We start from the raw sequence: 15538 nt of genomic DNA on the forward strand, positions 1-15538 counted from the left end.
AAAGTGTTTCGTAGTCTTAGGGATGCTTATTTTCAAAAGCATTAGACTTCAGAAGATTTTAGGGAAATGAGTAAATTATTATATAAAGCTTTAACGTGTAAGTACAGTGTTCTAAATATGATAAATGGAAGTGATTATGATAGTTAAACTAATAGTTACGGATCTCGATGATACATTACTAAGGAAAGATAAATCTATTTCTGTCTATACGAAAAGTATTATCAACCAAGTAAGGGGAGCAGGAGTTAAATTTGCTTTTTCTACAGCAAGAGGAGAAAGTGTTAAAAACATTATACAGCAAGGCTTTTTTGATGCATACAGCTTACTGAATGGAGCTATTGGATTTGCAGAAGGACAGTGTATTTTTAAAAAATTGATTGAACCTGAGGTATATATTCCTTTTCTAAGAAACTTACATGATAATAGTATTCTAGTAGGTGCTGAAGTTGATGGATGCCACTACACAAATTTCAAGGCAAAGACGAAGTGGAATAATATTGGTAAGAATGTAATTACGACATTTGATGATTCAATTGACGGATCTGCGGGGAAATTATATGCAATTGCAAATCAAAAAACTGATTTAGACACTATTCGTGAACTGCTACCAAGAGGTCTTTATATTAAAGTCAGTAGAGATGGATTGGTGATGATTATGAACGAGGATGCAACGAAATCCAAAAGTTTAGAGAATTTAGCTCGGTACTATCGTATTTCGATGGATGAAATTATAGCCTTCGGGGACGATATCAATGATATAGACATGCTTAAAACCGCAGGAACGGGAGTAGCTATGGGCAATGCAGTTCCTGAGGTAAAAATGATAGCAGATGAGATCTGTGGAAGCAGTGAAGATAATGGACTTGCTAAATGGATAGCAAATAATTTACTGAGATGAGTTAGCTTAGGTGAAAGTATAAAAGTTTTTCTGTTCTCAATTGGAAGTAATTGATACTTAAATAGCATATAATATAACCCGTATCAATTAAAATAAATGTTTAAGATATTGCTCGGGATTGTTTAAAAAGCTTGTATATAGGCTATAACACTCGGTATCTTCATACTTAATCTCACTAATCCCTGATTGTGACAACTCGTAAATTGTAGAATTAAGATACGACAAAATAATTGGAGAATGAGTAGATATGATAAATTGTGAGTTATGTTCAACCAGATAGTTTATTTCGATAAGGAGTGCAAGTTGGGATTGTGGTGACAATGCACTTTCAGGTTCGTCCAAAAGATATAAACCATTCCCGCAAAATCTGTTTTTGACTAGTGAAAGAAATTTTTCGCCGTGCGACTGCTCATGCATCGGACGATGTCCATAATTGTTTCCCACACCGATTTCTTCAATATATGTTGCGGCATTAAAAAAACTTTCGGCTTTAAAATAAAAGCTGTCCTTGGGATAATTTGATTTAGAAACAATAATATGATCTGCTAGAGCTGCATTCCTTTTGCGAGTCGAAAATGTGAAATTTTTGCTTCCTCCTTCAAGATTAAGACCCATTTGTGCTGCAATGCTATCCAAGAGTGTTGACTTGCTTGAACCATTCTCTCCGACAAAAAATGTTACATCCTTGGTGAATTCGATACTACCGCCTTTAATAATCTCCTTAAGTGCAGGGATTTTTTTGAACTATGAGTATTCTTTATTTTCCATGAAGTTAATTCTTTTTATGTATATCATATTATAGGGACTCCTTTTAAAAACTTAAATTATATATTAACTTGGAAACTGTGAATAATATGGCCGCATAAAATGCGGCCATTGCAACTGATTTAGGTTTGAATATTATTTATATGATGGCAGCTTTAAAAAACTCTGCTCATCACTTGTAGTTTACAATTTTAATCCATTTAAACTTATCTATTTCTTATCTCTTCCAATTTATCATAGCTTACAACACCATCTTCAATTGTAAGCAGGATGTCGCCATTTGTCGGATCAAGTACATTTACTTTTAAGCCTGAGCCGTAATTGTCATTTATTTCCGTACCTTGCTCTGCGAGTTTATCAACCATCATGGACCAAACTCTTCTTAAAATCGGATTTTTAGCTGATTTATTTACATCTTTTAAATACTTTTCTGCTTCCACCAATCGGCTTTAAGTTTAGTGTGTTTTCGCCCTCGTCTATGGTCACCTCAGCAAAATCTTTGATTTGACTTTCAATATCACTTTTTATAGTTTCAAGTGGAAGTTCAGGCTTTTCAACCTTTTCTTCGGTCACGGTCTCTTCTTCTTTAAAATCTTCACCTTCGTCTTTCGCTTTGTCCTCTGATTCAACTGCTTTTGGTTCTTCAACTTTTGTTTCTTTTGACTTATCTTTTTTGCCGAAACAACCGGTTAGAAGAAGGCCTATAGCCATTATAATTAAGATTTTTCTCATAAATACCTCCGTTAATATATAAAATTCTAATCAAACATACTTTTTTAAAGAGCTATAATAATTATACTATGTATTCTCTTTCTATAAAAGTTTTTGGAAATTACAGTATCGTAATGTAGGATTCTAAATTTAATAAAGGTAATACTTTTCGAGTTTTTTTATAAAGACTATTCAGAATCAATCACCTTTTACTGTGTTTAAGGAGGGAGTGGTCGCCGGCGAGGGGCTTTATATACCACACTTAAAAAGCGTGTACAAGATGGATGAAGGTGTTAATTGCAATAGGTTTTTATGGTGTTTATAAAGAATTATTATATTATTAACTTTGCTATCTATGTATTATATAATATTACTTAGACCACATAAGTACCAATAATAGTGAGGAGTGGACAGCTATGAAAAGAAAATATACGAATGAAGAAGTAAGGCGCTGGATGGAAGAAAGAAATAGTAGATTTTTCTATATCAATGGCGAAGACACCAATATTTTTGTAAGGAAGTATTATGGTATCGGGTGGACACTGAACCTAGGCAATCCATGGGTTTTATTCATGATTATCGTATTAATTATTCTTTCAACAATGGGTGCTCTGACATCCTTTATTGGATCTGCTTTCTCAAAGATTAAGGGGTGATATAAATGAAATATAGCGTGCTGTTTAGAATTGAAAAAATAGAGTTATTGGAAAAGCTTCGTACAAAGATTAAAAACTTGAGAAACTATATGGAAGAGGAAAAACACGAGTTTGAAATAGAAATAGTCTTCTCGGGAAATGTAGTAGAATACTTTAAAGGTGACTATTCCGAATTTTTAGATCCAAAGCTGGATATCATACTTTGCAATAATGCACTAAAAAATGCAAATATGGAACCTATATCAGATCAGAATATCAGGACAGTCAGAGCCGGTATAGGAGAAATCATAGTTAAGAAGGCAGAAGGATGGATTGAATTTACAATAGAATAATATTATAAACTCTACAGGGATAAAATTATGATGCTTGTAGAGTTTTTTTATTGGATTGACTGTGCTTACTTAAAATGAAAATGTCCGAAAGGGCAAGAGTTGTCTTTTTGGTCATGGACAGAATCTATAAATTGATATACTATATTGATAACGATTATCAATGAAGGGGGGTGATTTAAATACATGGAAAGGATGGTTAACAAGAAGAGCATCATAAAGCTCGGGGAAAAAGGAGATTATCAGATTTTCGGTGATATAAGCCAGAGGAATATGAAAAATTACATATCTCTTTTATACCCGGGCATCTACGTGGTTCTTGCTGACTATGTAGATGTTTCAAGTTATGAAGGAGTTAATACCGAAGAGGTTGATTATTTCGGAATTTCTTATTGTCTAAATGGGCGGTATGAATGGAGGTACAAGAATAAGAGGGCTTATTATTTTAAAAACACGCTTATGATTAATACCGTTGAGAATGATAATGAGGGAGTTGTTTTTCCAATGAAGACCTTAAAGTCTATTACTTATTTTATTGAAGTAGGTGCATTGCCTCGCGAAACAGTAGGTTTTTTGAAGATGATGAATTTGGATATTGATCAAATATATAGTCAGTTTAAGGACAGGGAAATGACAATGATTAGAGATCATTCTAAAGTTAACCAGATATATGCCCGATTTGAAGAGGATTTTTATAATAAAGACCTCCATCAGATAAAGGTTTTGGAGATTTTGAGATTTTTACAGGACGATAATCCGGTGAATGAGACGAGCAATTATTTAACATCAATGCAGGTCGAAAGAATCAATGAGATTGAGTCTTATATGCGAAGAAACCTTGATAAAAAGCTGATCATTAATGATTTGTCTAAAAAATTCGAGATGTCTCCTACGGCTTTAAAGGTTTTGTTTAAAGAAGTTTATGGGCAGCCGATTCATTCGTATTTAATTGATAGAAAAATGGAAGAAGGTGAAAGATTATTAAGAGAAACAAAAATGTCTGTAGCAGAAATTGCTGCGAGAACGGGTTATACAACACCGGGGAAGTTTTCTACCATGTTCAAAAAGAGTTATGGGCACACACCGGCGGAGTATAGAAAATACAGGAGGAAAGATGAATACTTATAAAAGATTATTTAGGTATACGCCGGAAGTAATGCACTACCTTTGGATGGCTATTATTTTTTCGATTATAGCGGCGATACTTAGCATTTTACCCTATTATTATTTTTGGAACTATTTAAACGAGTTGGTAATAAAAGGCAGTGGTGCAAATACATTTAGATTTGCGATTATTATAGTGGGAATCCTTTTGGCTTATTTGCTGGTTTATTTGCTGGCACTATGGATGAGTCACTTGCTAGGTTTTCGCATGGAATCAAATATGCGAAAAGTAGGTACAAAGCATATGTTAAATGCTTCTTGGAGTTTTTTCGATACTCATTCTTCGGGATATATTAGAAAACTCATAGACGACAATGCGGGAAGAACCCATATGTTAATAGCTCACCTCATTCCGGATATTACAGTTGCCATCATAGTGCCTCTATTTATGCTGGCGATACTTGCGATTGTGGACTGGAAATTAGCTATATTATTTATTGCTGTTGTTGGGGTTGGACTAGTGCAATACAAGGGAATGATGGGCGATCAAGCCTTCATGAAACAATATACTGCCGCACTCGAAAGAATGAACTCTGAAACAGTTGAGTATGTCAGAGGAATGCAGGTTCTCAAGATTTTTAATGTAACCGTCAGATCGCTCAAATCTCTATACGATAGCATAAAGCTGTACGCTGATATGTCCTATAATTACACTAAATCGTGTAGGCGTTCATATGTCTCATTCCAAGTCGTATTCAATTTATTTATTGCTTTTACAGTACCTCTTGGAATCATTTTAATAAATAGAGGAGTAGATATACTCTTAATAGCAATTGAATGTATATTTTTTGCACTCATAGCAGGAAATATTTTTACTTCTTTTATGAAGATAATGTATACGGCAATGTACGATTACCATGCACAAGACACTGTGGACAAGTTGGAAACTCTGTTTAGCAAGATGGATGAAAAGAAACTTGAGTATGGAATAATTGAGGAAATGAGTGATTTTGATATTGAGTTTAAAAATGTGTCTTTTAGATACGATGAGGACTATGTCATAAAAAATCTGAATCTAAAACTTGAAGCAGGTAAGACCTATGCATTAGTAGGTGCGTCCGGGGGCGGAAAGAGTACTATAGCTAAGTTGTTGAGCGGTTTTTATAAGATAGAAGAGGGAGAAATCCTGATAGGAGGACATAAACTGTCTGAATATACGGAAGGATCTCTTTCTAGAAATATAGCTAATGTGTTCCAAAATGCCAAATTATTTAAAATGAGCATTTATGATAATGTAAAGTTAGTCAATACTAATGCAAAGCATGAAGAAATAATGAGAGCACTTTCAAATGCAGGCTGTGATGAGATACTCGACAAGTTTGAAAAAAGAGAACATACCATGATAGGTGCCGACGGCGTGTGTTTGTCAGGTGGCGAGACTCAGAGGATTGCTATTGCAAGGGCGATATTAAAGGATTCTCCGCTTGTCATACTTGACGAAGCTTCCGCTGCTGCTGATCCTGAAAATGAATATGAAATTCAGTGTGCCTTTACGAATCTAATGAGAGGCAAGACTGTTATTATGATAGCTCATAGGCTAACTTCCATAAGAGGAGTAGATGAAATACTTGTAGTGGATAATGGTAATATCATCGAAAGAGGAAGTCATAATGAGCTTATGAGCAGGAAAACCAAGTATAGGGAATTACAGGAACTATTTGCGAAGTCAAATGATTGGAGGATTCATGATTAAAAGAATACAAAATATATTTAGTTTAAGTGAATCCGGAGCTACCGGAGTACTCAAGGCGGCGGCTGCTTCAATTGTGAAGTATTTTGCCTATATGCTTCCAATAATTATACTGATGTACTTCCTGGATTCTGCACTTAGTGGAAATATCGGAAATCCACTAATTTATACTGCTGTGATAATAGTATGCGGAATTATTATGTACATAGTCATACATATTGACTATGATGCACTGTATACTGCTACTTACAAGGAAGCAAAAGCTCTTCGTATAGAGATTGCGGATGTTTTAAAAGAGCTGCCGCTCTCCTACTTTTCAAGACATAATCTATCAGACCTTGCTCAGACGATAATGCAAGATGTAGCAGATATAGAACATGCTATGAGTCATGCAATACCACAAGCTATTGGATTTGTATTTTATTTTATAGCGGTTTCTATTCTTATGCTGATGGGTAATGTAAAGATGGGCTTGGCGATTATCATTCCTTTCTTATTCAGCTTGGTCTTATTAGTTGTTTCGAAAAAAGGTCAGATTCGAGAGACAACTGTTTATTATCAGAAACTAAGAGATAATTCTGAAAAGTTTCAAGAAGCAATTGAGATGCAGCAGGAAATCCGTTCTTATTCAATAAAGGATGAAGTACTGAAAGACATTGAGGAGTCAATAGATGAAAGTGAAAAGATACACATAAGGGCTGAAATCTTTCAAGCGATTCCTGTAAACTTATCATCTGCACTGATTAAATTTACTTTTGGTTCTGCCATATTCTTTGGGACACTACTGTTTCTAAATGGAGAAATATCAGTGGTTTATTTGCTGGGTTACCTGTTGGCGGCCGGTAAAATCATGGCTGCAATGGATGGACTGCATATGAATCTTGCCGAGATATTGTACATTGACGCTAGGATTAAGAGAATTAAGGAAATAAGAAGTGTAGTGATTCAGGAAGGAGAACCTCATGATTTAAAGAGTTTTGATATTGAGTTTAAGGACGTGGATTTTTCATATAGGGATAATAAAAAGGTAGTAGATGGTGTAAGTTTTACCTGTAAGCAAGGGGAAGTAACAGCTCTTGTAGGTCCCTCAGGTTGTGGAAAGACTTCAATACTAAGGCTGGCTTCAAGACTCTATGACTATGACGATGGTCAGATTTTAATAGATGGAGTGGATATTAAAAAAATTGGCACCGAATCCTTATTTTCAAATGTATCGATTGTGTTTCAAGATGTAGTATTATTTAATGAATCCATACTTGAAAATATTCGGATCGGAAATCCGAGGGCTACAGATGAAGAGGTTGTGTATGCGGCAAGACTTGCAAATTGTGAAGATTTTATTGAAAAACTGCCTGATTCTTACCAAACCTTAATAGGAGAAAACGGGAACAAATTGTCCGGCGGAGAGAGACAGAGGATATCAATTGCTAGAGCATTTCTTAAAGATGCACCCATTATACTTCTGGACGAAATCTCAGCATCTCTCGATGTTGTAAATGAAATGAAAATCCAAGAGAGTTTAAATAAACTTATAGAGGACAAAACGGTAATAGTCGTATCGCATAGGCTGAAATCCATTGAAAATGCAGATAAGATAATAGTTATGAACGATGGTAGCATTGAAGCAATTGGTAAACATAATGACTTGTTGGGAGAATCGGAAACATATCGTAGAATGATCGAAAAATCGGAATTAACGGAAAATTATCAATATTAGATTTAAGAAATTCTAGGAGGATTAATGAAAAAAGATAAATTTACAGTAAGAGATTTAGTTAATGCAGGACTGTTTTCAGTACTTGTGCTGGCAGCTGTTTGGGTTTCCGGAATGATAGGTTTTTTACCTATTACGATGCCCATCGTGCCTTTTGTATGTACCTTTGTAGCAGGACCTGTGTTTATGTTATATAGTACCAGAATTAAAAGATTTGGAATGCTGTTAATCATGGGAATTATTTTTGGGGCTGCTTTTTCAGCTTCAGGACATGGTATTTACGTGTTCCCGGGGATTGTAATCGTAACCCTTATTGGAGAATATATTTTGAAAATGGGAGACTACAACAGTATCAAACATGCAAGATGGGCTTATACGGTATTTGCACTATTTGCAGGGGCAAACCTGCTTCCACTTTATATTTCTAGAGAAAGTTACTATAAAGCATTGGTTGAAAGCGGTTATGGAGTGGAGTACGCTGATAAACTCATGACCTACTTACCAACCTGGTCCTTCGTGCCTGTAGTCCTTTTTGGCTGCTTAGGAGCTTATCTAGGAGCCGGCTTAGGGATTAAAATACTGAACAAACATTTTAAAAGTGCGGGGATGGTGTAATACATGTTATTTCTGGATTTCAGAACAAAATTTTACATGACGATAATGATTAGTACGATTTCCATATCCGGGGGGATTTCCAGAAGCCACCCCGGTATTTCCGTTTTTCTATACCTGGTTCCTATTTTATTATTACTAGAAGAAAAGAAATGGAAAGCCTCATGCTACGGGCTGGTTTTCATAGGATTTGGCATTATGCTCAACTATTTTTTCTTTGACAGTACTATTGGCTTTATAAATACTCTTATTCTTATGATTACAGGTATAATACTCAGGATGTTACCTGGGTACTTGATGGCTTATTATACCTACTCTTCTACATCTATGTCGGACTTGGTCGAATCCCTAAGGAGGATTAGACTACCTGATGAACTCATCATTCCGATTTCAGTTATGTTTAGATTTTTTGGTTCTATCAGTGAGGACTATAATTCTGTATCTATTGCCATGAGAATGCATGATTTGACGCTCAAAAAGCATATTCTAAGCCCGTTAAAATACATGGAGCTAAAGCTGGTACCACTATTGATGGTAAGCATAAAAACAGCTGATGATGTAGCTGTATCGGCAATGACTAGAGGACTTGTAGTAGGAGGAGAGAGAAGCTCTCTTTCTAAAACGGAAATTAGGACCATTGATTGGATATTAATCCTCATTATGAGCTGTATATTTGTGATATTTATTAAGGGAAGTATATTATGATAAAAATAGTTGACCTATCTTTAAAATATGAAGACAAGATAATACTGGAAAATGGAAATATAGAATTTGAAAGAGGAAAGATTCATTTAATAACGGGCAATTCCGGTAGTGGCAAGAGCTCATTAATTAAACTGATTAACGGATTGATCCCTGAAGTTGTAAGTGGAACCGTCACAGGGGATATCTGCTATAATGGAAAATCCATTCTGAATTCCTCAATAACAGACAGAAGCAGGTATATCTCGACTGTATTTCAAAATCCTAAGACTCAGTTTTTTACGACCAATACCCTTGATGAATTGGCATTTGCTATGGAGAACAGGAATACACCTCCTGAAGAAATCATTAAGACCATAGATCATTATACGAATCTTTTACATACCGAGGATTTAATGGATACTGAGATTAGTAAATTATCAGGTGGTCAAAAACAAATGCTTGCTGTTACAGCCGTGGTATGTCTAAATCAGGAGATTTATCTTTTTGATGAACCTTCATCATCACTTGACATAGAGTCGATAGAGAGAATCCGTGAAGTATGTCTATTTTTAAAATCTCAAGGGAAAATCGTAATAATTGCAGAACATAGACTGTATTATTTAAAGGAAATTGCAGATCAAATAATTATACTCAATAATGGTAAGTGCAGTGTTCATAAGTCGGAGGAACTCACCGATGACTTCGTTACAAAAAATAATTTAAGGACCTTAACTAAATTAGGGAAAAAGGATCTTCAAAGCCTAAACTATAGAAGAAAAAATTTGCTGGAGCATGATATAAATGAAGGAGACTCACTAAAGTGCATCGATTACTGTTGCAGGTACAATAATTGCCAAATCTTTGGTATGAGCATAACCTTCCCAAAGGGCATCCACTTTATTATCGGTGAAAACGGCATAGGCAAAACGAGCTTTTATAAAAACTTTTGCGGCGTTCTAAAATGTAGGAATCAAAAGACGATTTATAAAGGAGACAAGATAAAAAAAGAAGGTAAATCCATAAGTCTAGTAATGCAAGATGTGAATTACCAGCTTTTCACAGAAACGGTGTGGGATGAGATATCCATAGTGTCGGATGATGATGAATTAAAAGAAAAAATACTAAGAACGGTAGGACTGCTAGATAAAAAGGACAAACACCCTCAAACATTATCTGGAGGGGAAAAACAAAGACTGTCCTTTGCTCTTTGCATCGCATCGACCAAGGACATAATCCTAATGGATGAACCAACCTCGGGGCTGTGCAAAAAGTCGATGGGTAGGATTATCTCTCTACTAAAAGAAATGGAAAGAGCCGGAAAAACAATCATAATAATAACGCATGATTACGAATTTATCATGGAGTGCGGTGGCAGCGTAATCGAGTTCTATAAATAAAACGACTAGGTAAAAATGGAACTGAGTGCAGCTGCCCCTAGCCCCATTTTCGTATCCATTTTACCTTTGTATTATAAAAGCTATTGTTCCTATAATATATGAACATACAAACACGGGGATAGTTGTGAGTTTGGAAGTAGTTTGTAGCGAGTTTTAAATACAGCAGTAGAATTCTTCGAATTCCTCTTTTTGTATCTCTCCCTCAGTCAGCAGAGCTGACAGCTCCCTCGTCAGATGGAGCCGAAAAAAGAATTCCTAAGAATAACGTATTCGCAATGAAATCGACCGCTTTAGAAATAAAGTGTGGCAATCACATAGCCTCCATCTTTTGGCAGTCGAATTCTAGCCAATCACTTCGTTCTTGGGAATTCTTTGCATGAAACCTACCAGAATTTCGAAATGCATCTCAATTGGTTAGGTTTTTAAGGGAGGTGGGTTTGCGAAGCAAACTCGGAGGAGAGAAAACCTAGCCTGCACTTACTTTAGCTTAAAGGTAGAGGAGCTGCCTCTAGCTCCATTTTTGCCCACATGACTACTATTTTATACTCGAGGCTTACCAATGTCTTGAGACAATCACTTACCTATGTCTTGACACAAGGGACTTGCCTATGTCCTGAGACCAGACACGGAGTTTAAAATACAGCAGTAGAATTCTTCGAATTCCTCTTTGTGTATCTCTCACTCAGTCAGCGTAGCTGACAGCTCCCTCGTCAGATGGAGCCGAAACAGAATTCGACTGCCAAAAGATTGTGCCGGTAAAAAAATAGCGACATATCTTCGTCGCTACTTTATAAATCTAACTTCTAAATCAAACATGTATCATATACTTCTTCCCGTCATTGACCTTTGTTCCGAGCTCTGCTATTTCTTCAAGTACATCAGGTCTTTCCATTACTGGTCTGGTATCAGTCTCTGAGACATAGTAATTAATTAGGTATTCTGCTCCTATAGATCCAAAATAGGTTCTTAGCGGTTTATAGGTTGCAAAAAAATCATCGTGTCCGTACTTACCGCCATTACAAGCTAAGAAAACTCCAATCTTTTTATTTGTACCATCGGTTTCTTTTCTCCTATGGGTTCTCTCCCAAAAAGGCTGACCCCTGTCTATGAAAGTCTTCATATCTCCCGAAACCATGTAAAAATAAAGAGGAGAAGCGAGTACTATAACTTTAGAATCGTCTATCTTTTCATATAATTCGGTCATTTCATCCTTTATTACGCATTTGCCGGTTTTATAACAGCCTTCACAGCCTGTACAATGTTTGATACTAAAACTTTTTAAGTATATTTTTTCAACTTCATAGCCTATCTTCATCAAACCTTCAGCAAAAGACTCCGCCATATGCCAAGTGTTCTTTTTTCGATAACCACCAACCACAACCAGTGCTTTCATAACATAACCCCCTTTGGCTATATATACCCATTTTTATATAAGATACTATAGACTTGACATATAACAAACATAATTAATTCGGTAAAGTCCGAGTTTAATGTTCAGTTTAGAAATAATGAGGGTAGAAAGAAAATAGAGAAAGGTGATATGTAAAAGTAAAATCTTTAAAGTTTATAATGAGTACTGGTTTACTTCTCAACTATTGATGTAAACATGCGTGATGCCGGATTGTTTAAAACTGGGTTTCCCGGTGTAATAAACATTGGATATATCAATTGAGACATGCTAAATCCAAAATAAGGTATAAAAAATTAGGAGCTGATATCAGCTCCTAATTGATTATTTTAGCATTGTTTTCAAGAACCAGATATGCTTATTGTACTCAGTTACATGATCTTCCATCATATTGGATAGTACAAAACAGTCTGTATCCTCTATTATATCAAGAGCATTGTCTCTCATATGCTCAAGGGTTTCGATAGTGATTTCAATGGTTTCTTTTCCGTTGTAGTCCTTGCTTTCAAGTTCATCTATGTCTGAAATCTCCAGGTATTCTGCCAGTCTGGCTTTTGGATAAACACCGTTCATCTTTTGATATTCGGCTACTTCATCAAATTTTTCAAATGCTGAGTCATAAAGCCCTTCTAAATATTCGTGTATGGCTTTAAAGTTAATTCCTGTGACATTCCAGTGCAAGTTGTGAAGTTTGATATTTACAACTGCTAAATTTGCTAAATATAAATCTACTTTTTTCAATTGATACCTCCATAGTTTTTTTAATTTATTACAAAGTATATATACCCACTTAGTGAAGTAAGTAACATCTAACTTGATATAATATAATATTATCACATCTTGATTTCATGGTAATTAGGTGCATTGAACTGAGAGTTTAATACAGCCATTATGTGATTTAACTCACTGTATTTATGTCAAAAAAATTGTAGAATTAATATGATAGGGAAAATAGATAAATGGATAATGAGAGTATGAATTTCTACTAGAAAAGAGGAAATTATGATAAAAGGAAGACTTCATTCAATTCAAACAATGGGATTACTGGATGGACCTGGTGTTAGGACTGTGTTTTTCTTGCAGGGATGTCCGTTAAGATGCATATACTGTCACAATCCTGATAGTCAAAGGATCGGTTGTGGTGAAGAGATAACGGTGGAGGATGTATTAAATACGGTTAAAAAGTATAGACCTTATTACGGCAATGAGGGAGGGGTGACTTTTTCGGGTGGTGAACCGCTTAATCAACCTGAATTTTTACTCGAAGCACTTAAGACCTTGAAGAGGGAAGGCTTCAATACTTGTATTGATACTTCGGGTTTTGGACCTCCGGAATACTTTGAGGAAATTTTAAAATACTCAGATACAGTTCTACTGGATATAAAGAGTTTTTCCAATACCGGATACCTTGAGATTGCAGGTGTTGGAAATGGAATATTTAATAAATTCATAAAGACGGTTAAAAATTCTTCGGTTAGTGTTATAATTAGACATGTCATGGTTCCCGGTTATACCGACAACAAGAGTTCCATGGACAAATTAATCAATTATATTTCTCCCATCATTAAACAAGTAGAAAGAGTTGAAATACTACCTTTCCACAAAATGGGAGAAGAAAAATATACTGAGCTTGGTCTTAACTATACATTGACTGATGTTCCTGAAATGGATAAAACAAGGGCATTGGGTTTCGAATACTATGTAAATAGAGTATCAGGCAAGTTCAAGAGGATGGAAAAGATGAAAAAAGAAGTCTTTGACCAAGTTTTAGTAGACAAATGGATGAGTGAGAGTCATCTGTTTAAGAATTTAACCAAAGATGAGAGAACAAATATATCCAAACTTATAGAGTTCAGAAGGATGAACAGAGGAGAGCTTATTTTTAAGAGTTTTGATAGAGCCGACAGATTGTTTATGGTGTGTAATGGTAAGATTAAAATCTATGAGAATACTCTCGACGGCAAGGAACAAATTATGTACATCTACTCTGAACGAGAGTTTATAGGGGGACTAAACCTTTTAAGGGATACTGATTATATCTACAATGGCGAGTGTATCGAGCCAGGTGTTATCGGAGTTATTAGAAAAGAAGTTTTCGATACATTTTTGAAGGATAATCCTGAGGTATTGCTTAGAATTCTGAAGATGTCCTTTGAAAGGATAAGACTTGCTGAAGATATGATTAGAAGACTTACAACTACCAGTACGGATGTAAAGGTTGCCGCTTTACTATTAAAGATGATTCCTGAATTTGGACATCCAAGCGGCAGTTCGATTATACTCCATCTGAGTATGACAAGGGAGGAACTTGGTTCTCTAGTAGGACTTACCAGAGAGACTATTACGAGAAAACTCGGTGAACTAAAAGACCAGGGAATAATTGAACTGGAATCCAATAAGACTATTATTATACACGATGCTAATAAATTAAGAGAGATTTCGGAAGCATAAAAGTGAGCTGATTAGTGATAAGTATAGACTAATCAGCTCTTTTCTTGTAGAATAAGTGGTGTTATTTTTTAGGAGGGAATATTTGGAAAAGACAAAATACAACAAACTGTTTGGTGGTTTAATACTACATCTATTGATTTTTACGCTGGTACCAATGATATTTTTGGGGAAAATAAAGAATACAAGCACCATATTGATAATAACGGCTATTGTAGCATTTATTCCAACTTATATAATAATGGGACATCGTGAATTTATGAATCAACTGACTCAAAAAAGAGAAAGAGTGAATCCGCTATTTATTATATGTCTCGCTCTTGCACCTATGGCCACCAATATAATTGGAGGTCTAGTAGAGGAGGGGATAAAAAAAGGACTGACACTTTTTGGACTATCATTCTTTAAAACAACTGCAGAAATGGCTAATGAAATTATGACGATGCCATCCCTGTCAATTATATTGTACACTTGTCTACTAGCTCCGTTATTTGAAGAATTGGTGTACAGAAATTACCTTTCAAGGTCAATTGAAAAACCTAGACCATGGCTTGGTATTTGTATATCGGGACTTCTGTTTGCTCTTATGCATACCAATTTCGATCAGAGTATAAGTTTGGTGCCTACAGGTATATACTTCGGTTATCTGGCACTAAGATATTCCACATGGGTTGCCATAGCAGCTCATGTGCTGAATAATAGTATATTTTTTGTATCGGCATTTTTGGATGGAAGACCTTATGGCGAGCAGTTCGGACAAATACTGTTTTTTATCGGTATTGCATCTTCAATACTCGTCGGTATTTCAGCTTTTAAATACTTTAAGAAAAATAGAAATATGGGAACAGGTGAAAAGGCGGAATATTTAAAAAATCCGTTCTTCTGGGCATTTATCATCATATGTATAATCATGATGTTCTTAAATGAATACGCAGCCAGAATATAAAAAATGGTGGTGTGTCAGAGTAAAAGTTCTGATACACCACCATTTTATTTTGTTTACTTTTCAATGAAAGTCTTATACTTTTCAGGGATAAGTCTTTTTTGTGTTGCTTTTTCGAA

Annotated in this window: 16 protein-coding genes; 11 read left to right on the top strand and 5 right to left on the bottom strand. The window is 35.4% G+C overall.

Features of this window, described 5'->3' with window-relative positions:
- The first annotated feature begins 136 nt into the window (after nt 1–136).
- Entirely contained in the window at nt 137–898 is a 762-nt protein-coding gene (locus VZL98_00515) for an HAD family hydrolase (GenBank protein WVH63469.1), read from the top strand.
- Between the two features lie 87 nt (nt 899–985).
- Here the strand turns inward: VZL98_00515 and VZL98_00520 are convergent, their stop codons facing one another.
- From VZL98_00520 to VZL98_00530, 3 genes are all read right to left on the bottom strand, one after another.
- On the bottom strand, nt 986–1513 hold the full coding sequence (locus VZL98_00520; GenBank protein ID WVH63470.1) for an AAA family ATPase: 528 nt from the start codon (nt 1511–1513) through the stop codon (nt 986–988).
- Nucleotides 1514–1869: 356 nt separating this feature from the next.
- Nucleotides 1870–2103: a hypothetical protein gene (locus VZL98_00525; protein ID WVH63471.1), complete on the bottom strand. Its 234-nt coding sequence runs from the start codon at nt 2101–2103 to the stop codon at nt 1870–1872.
- Complete coding sequence (locus VZL98_00530) at nt 2069–2395, bottom strand: hypothetical protein (GenBank protein WVH63472.1); 327 nt, start codon at nt 2393–2395, stop codon at nt 2069–2071. The genes VZL98_00525 and VZL98_00530 overlap by 35 nt, the downstream gene beginning before the upstream one ends.
- 395 nt (nt 2396–2790) lie before the next feature.
- On the opposite strand from VZL98_00530, the gene VZL98_00535 reads away from it, so the two are divergent.
- The 8 genes from VZL98_00535 to VZL98_00570 all read left to right on the top strand — a co-directional run bounded on the left by VZL98_00535 (nt 2791) and on the right by VZL98_00570 (nt 10620).
- Nucleotides 2791–3030 carry a DUF5808 domain-containing protein gene (locus VZL98_00535; protein ID WVH63473.1) on the top strand — a complete coding sequence of 80 codons (240 nt, stop codon included), beginning with the start codon at nt 2791–2793 and terminating at the stop codon, nt 3028–3030.
- A 5-nt stretch (nt 3031–3035) separates the two neighbouring features.
- Entirely contained in the window at nt 3036–3362 is a 327-nt protein-coding gene (locus VZL98_00540) for a hypothetical protein (GenBank protein ID WVH63474.1), read from the top strand.
- A gap of 183 nt (nt 3363–3545) precedes the next feature.
- Nucleotides 3546–4487, top strand: coding sequence for an AraC family transcriptional regulator (locus VZL98_00545; GenBank protein ID WVH63475.1), 942 nt, complete (start codon nt 3546–3548; stop codon nt 4485–4487).
- A complete protein-coding gene (locus tag VZL98_00550) occupies nt 4474–6216 on the top strand; it encodes an ABC transporter ATP-binding protein (GenBank protein WVH63476.1) in 1743 nt (580 codons plus the stop codon). The genes VZL98_00545 and VZL98_00550 overlap by 14 nt, the downstream gene beginning before the upstream one ends.
- Nucleotides 6209–7930: an ABC transporter ATP-binding protein gene (locus VZL98_00555; protein WVH63477.1), complete on the top strand. Its 1722-nt coding sequence runs from the start codon at nt 6209–6211 to the stop codon at nt 7928–7930. The genes VZL98_00550 and VZL98_00555 overlap by 8 nt, the downstream gene beginning before the upstream one ends.
- A gap of 24 nt (nt 7931–7954) precedes the next feature.
- A complete protein-coding gene (locus VZL98_00560) occupies nt 7955–8542 on the top strand; it encodes an MptD family putative ECF transporter S component (GenBank protein ID WVH63478.1) in 588 nt (195 codons plus the stop codon).
- Between the two features lie 36 nt (nt 8543–8578).
- The gene (locus tag VZL98_00565; GenBank protein WVH63479.1) at nt 8579–9244 is read left to right on the top strand and encodes an energy-coupling factor transporter transmembrane component T; all 666 of its coding nucleotides are present in this window, start codon (nt 8579–8581) and stop codon (nt 9242–9244) included.
- On the top strand, nt 9241–10620 hold the full coding sequence (locus tag VZL98_00570) for an ABC transporter ATP-binding protein (GenBank protein ID WVH63480.1): 1380 nt from the start codon (nt 9241–9243) through the stop codon (nt 10618–10620). The genes VZL98_00565 and VZL98_00570 overlap by 4 nt, the downstream gene beginning before the upstream one ends.
- An 808-nt stretch (nt 10621–11428) precedes the next feature.
- Here VZL98_00570 and VZL98_00575 read toward each other — a convergent pair.
- Entirely contained in the window at nt 11429–12013 is a 585-nt protein-coding gene (locus tag VZL98_00575; GenBank protein ID WVH63481.1) for a flavodoxin family protein, read from the bottom strand.
- A 339-nt stretch (nt 12014–12352) separates the two neighbouring features.
- Nucleotides 12353–12769: a DNA starvation/stationary phase protection protein gene (locus VZL98_00580; GenBank protein ID WVH63482.1), complete on the bottom strand. Its 417-nt coding sequence runs from the start codon at nt 12767–12769 to the stop codon at nt 12353–12355.
- Nucleotides 12770–13030: 261 nt separating this feature from the next.
- Here VZL98_00580 and pflA point away from each other — a divergent pair, with 261 nt between their 5' ends.
- Both pflA and VZL98_00590 read left to right on the top strand, forming a co-directional pair.
- Entirely contained in the window at nt 13031–14479 is a 1449-nt protein-coding gene (gene pflA / locus VZL98_00585; GenBank protein WVH63483.1) for a pyruvate formate-lyase-activating protein, read from the top strand.
- Nucleotides 14480–14561: 82 nt separating this feature from the next.
- On the top strand, nt 14562–15422 hold the full coding sequence (locus VZL98_00590; GenBank protein WVH63484.1) for a type II CAAX endopeptidase family protein: 861 nt from the start codon (nt 14562–14564) through the stop codon (nt 15420–15422).
- Nucleotides 15423–15538 lie beyond the last annotated feature (116 nt).

The organism is Peptoniphilaceae bacterium AMB_02 (assembly GCA_036321625.1).
Taxonomy (GTDB): domain Bacteria; phylum Bacillota; class Clostridia; order Tissierellales; family Peptoniphilaceae; genus Microaceticoccus; species Microaceticoccus formicicus.

Excerpts from the sequence above, each read along its gene's own strand:
- VZL98_00515 (WVH63469.1), top strand. The coding sequence starts at position 137 with ATGATAGTTAAACTAATAGTTACGGATCTCGATGATACATTACTAAGG.
- VZL98_00520 (WVH63470.1), bottom strand. The coding sequence starts at position 1,513 with ATGGGTCTTAATCTTGAAGGAGGAAGCAAAAATTTCACATTTTCGACT.
- VZL98_00530 (WVH63472.1), bottom strand. The coding sequence starts at position 2,395 with ATGAGAAAAATCTTAATTATAATGGCTATAGGCCTTCTTCTAACCGGT.
- VZL98_00535 (WVH63473.1), top strand. The coding sequence starts at position 2,791 with ATGAAAAGAAAATATACGAATGAAGAAGTAAGGCGCTGGATGGAAGAA.
- VZL98_00540 (WVH63474.1), top strand. The coding sequence starts at position 3,036 with ATGAAATATAGCGTGCTGTTTAGAATTGAAAAAATAGAGTTATTGGAA.
- VZL98_00545 (WVH63475.1), top strand. The coding sequence starts at position 3,546 with ATGGAAAGGATGGTTAACAAGAAGAGCATCATAAAGCTCGGGGAAAAA.
- VZL98_00550 (WVH63476.1), top strand. The coding sequence starts at position 4,474 with ATGAATACTTATAAAAGATTATTTAGGTATACGCCGGAAGTAATGCAC.
- VZL98_00555 (WVH63477.1), top strand. The coding sequence starts at position 6,209 with ATGATTAAAAGAATACAAAATATATTTAGTTTAAGTGAATCCGGAGCT.
- VZL98_00560 (WVH63478.1), top strand. The coding sequence starts at position 7,955 with ATGAAAAAAGATAAATTTACAGTAAGAGATTTAGTTAATGCAGGACTG.
- VZL98_00565 (WVH63479.1), top strand. The coding sequence starts at position 8,579 with ATGACGATAATGATTAGTACGATTTCCATATCCGGGGGGATTTCCAGA.
- VZL98_00570 (WVH63480.1), top strand. The coding sequence starts at position 9,241 with ATGATAAAAATAGTTGACCTATCTTTAAAATATGAAGACAAGATAATA.
- VZL98_00575 (WVH63481.1), bottom strand. The coding sequence starts at position 12,013 with ATGAAAGCACTGGTTGTGGTTGGTGGTTATCGAAAAAAGAACACTTGG.
- pflA (WVH63483.1), top strand. The coding sequence starts at position 13,031 with ATGATAAAAGGAAGACTTCATTCAATTCAAACAATGGGATTACTGGAT.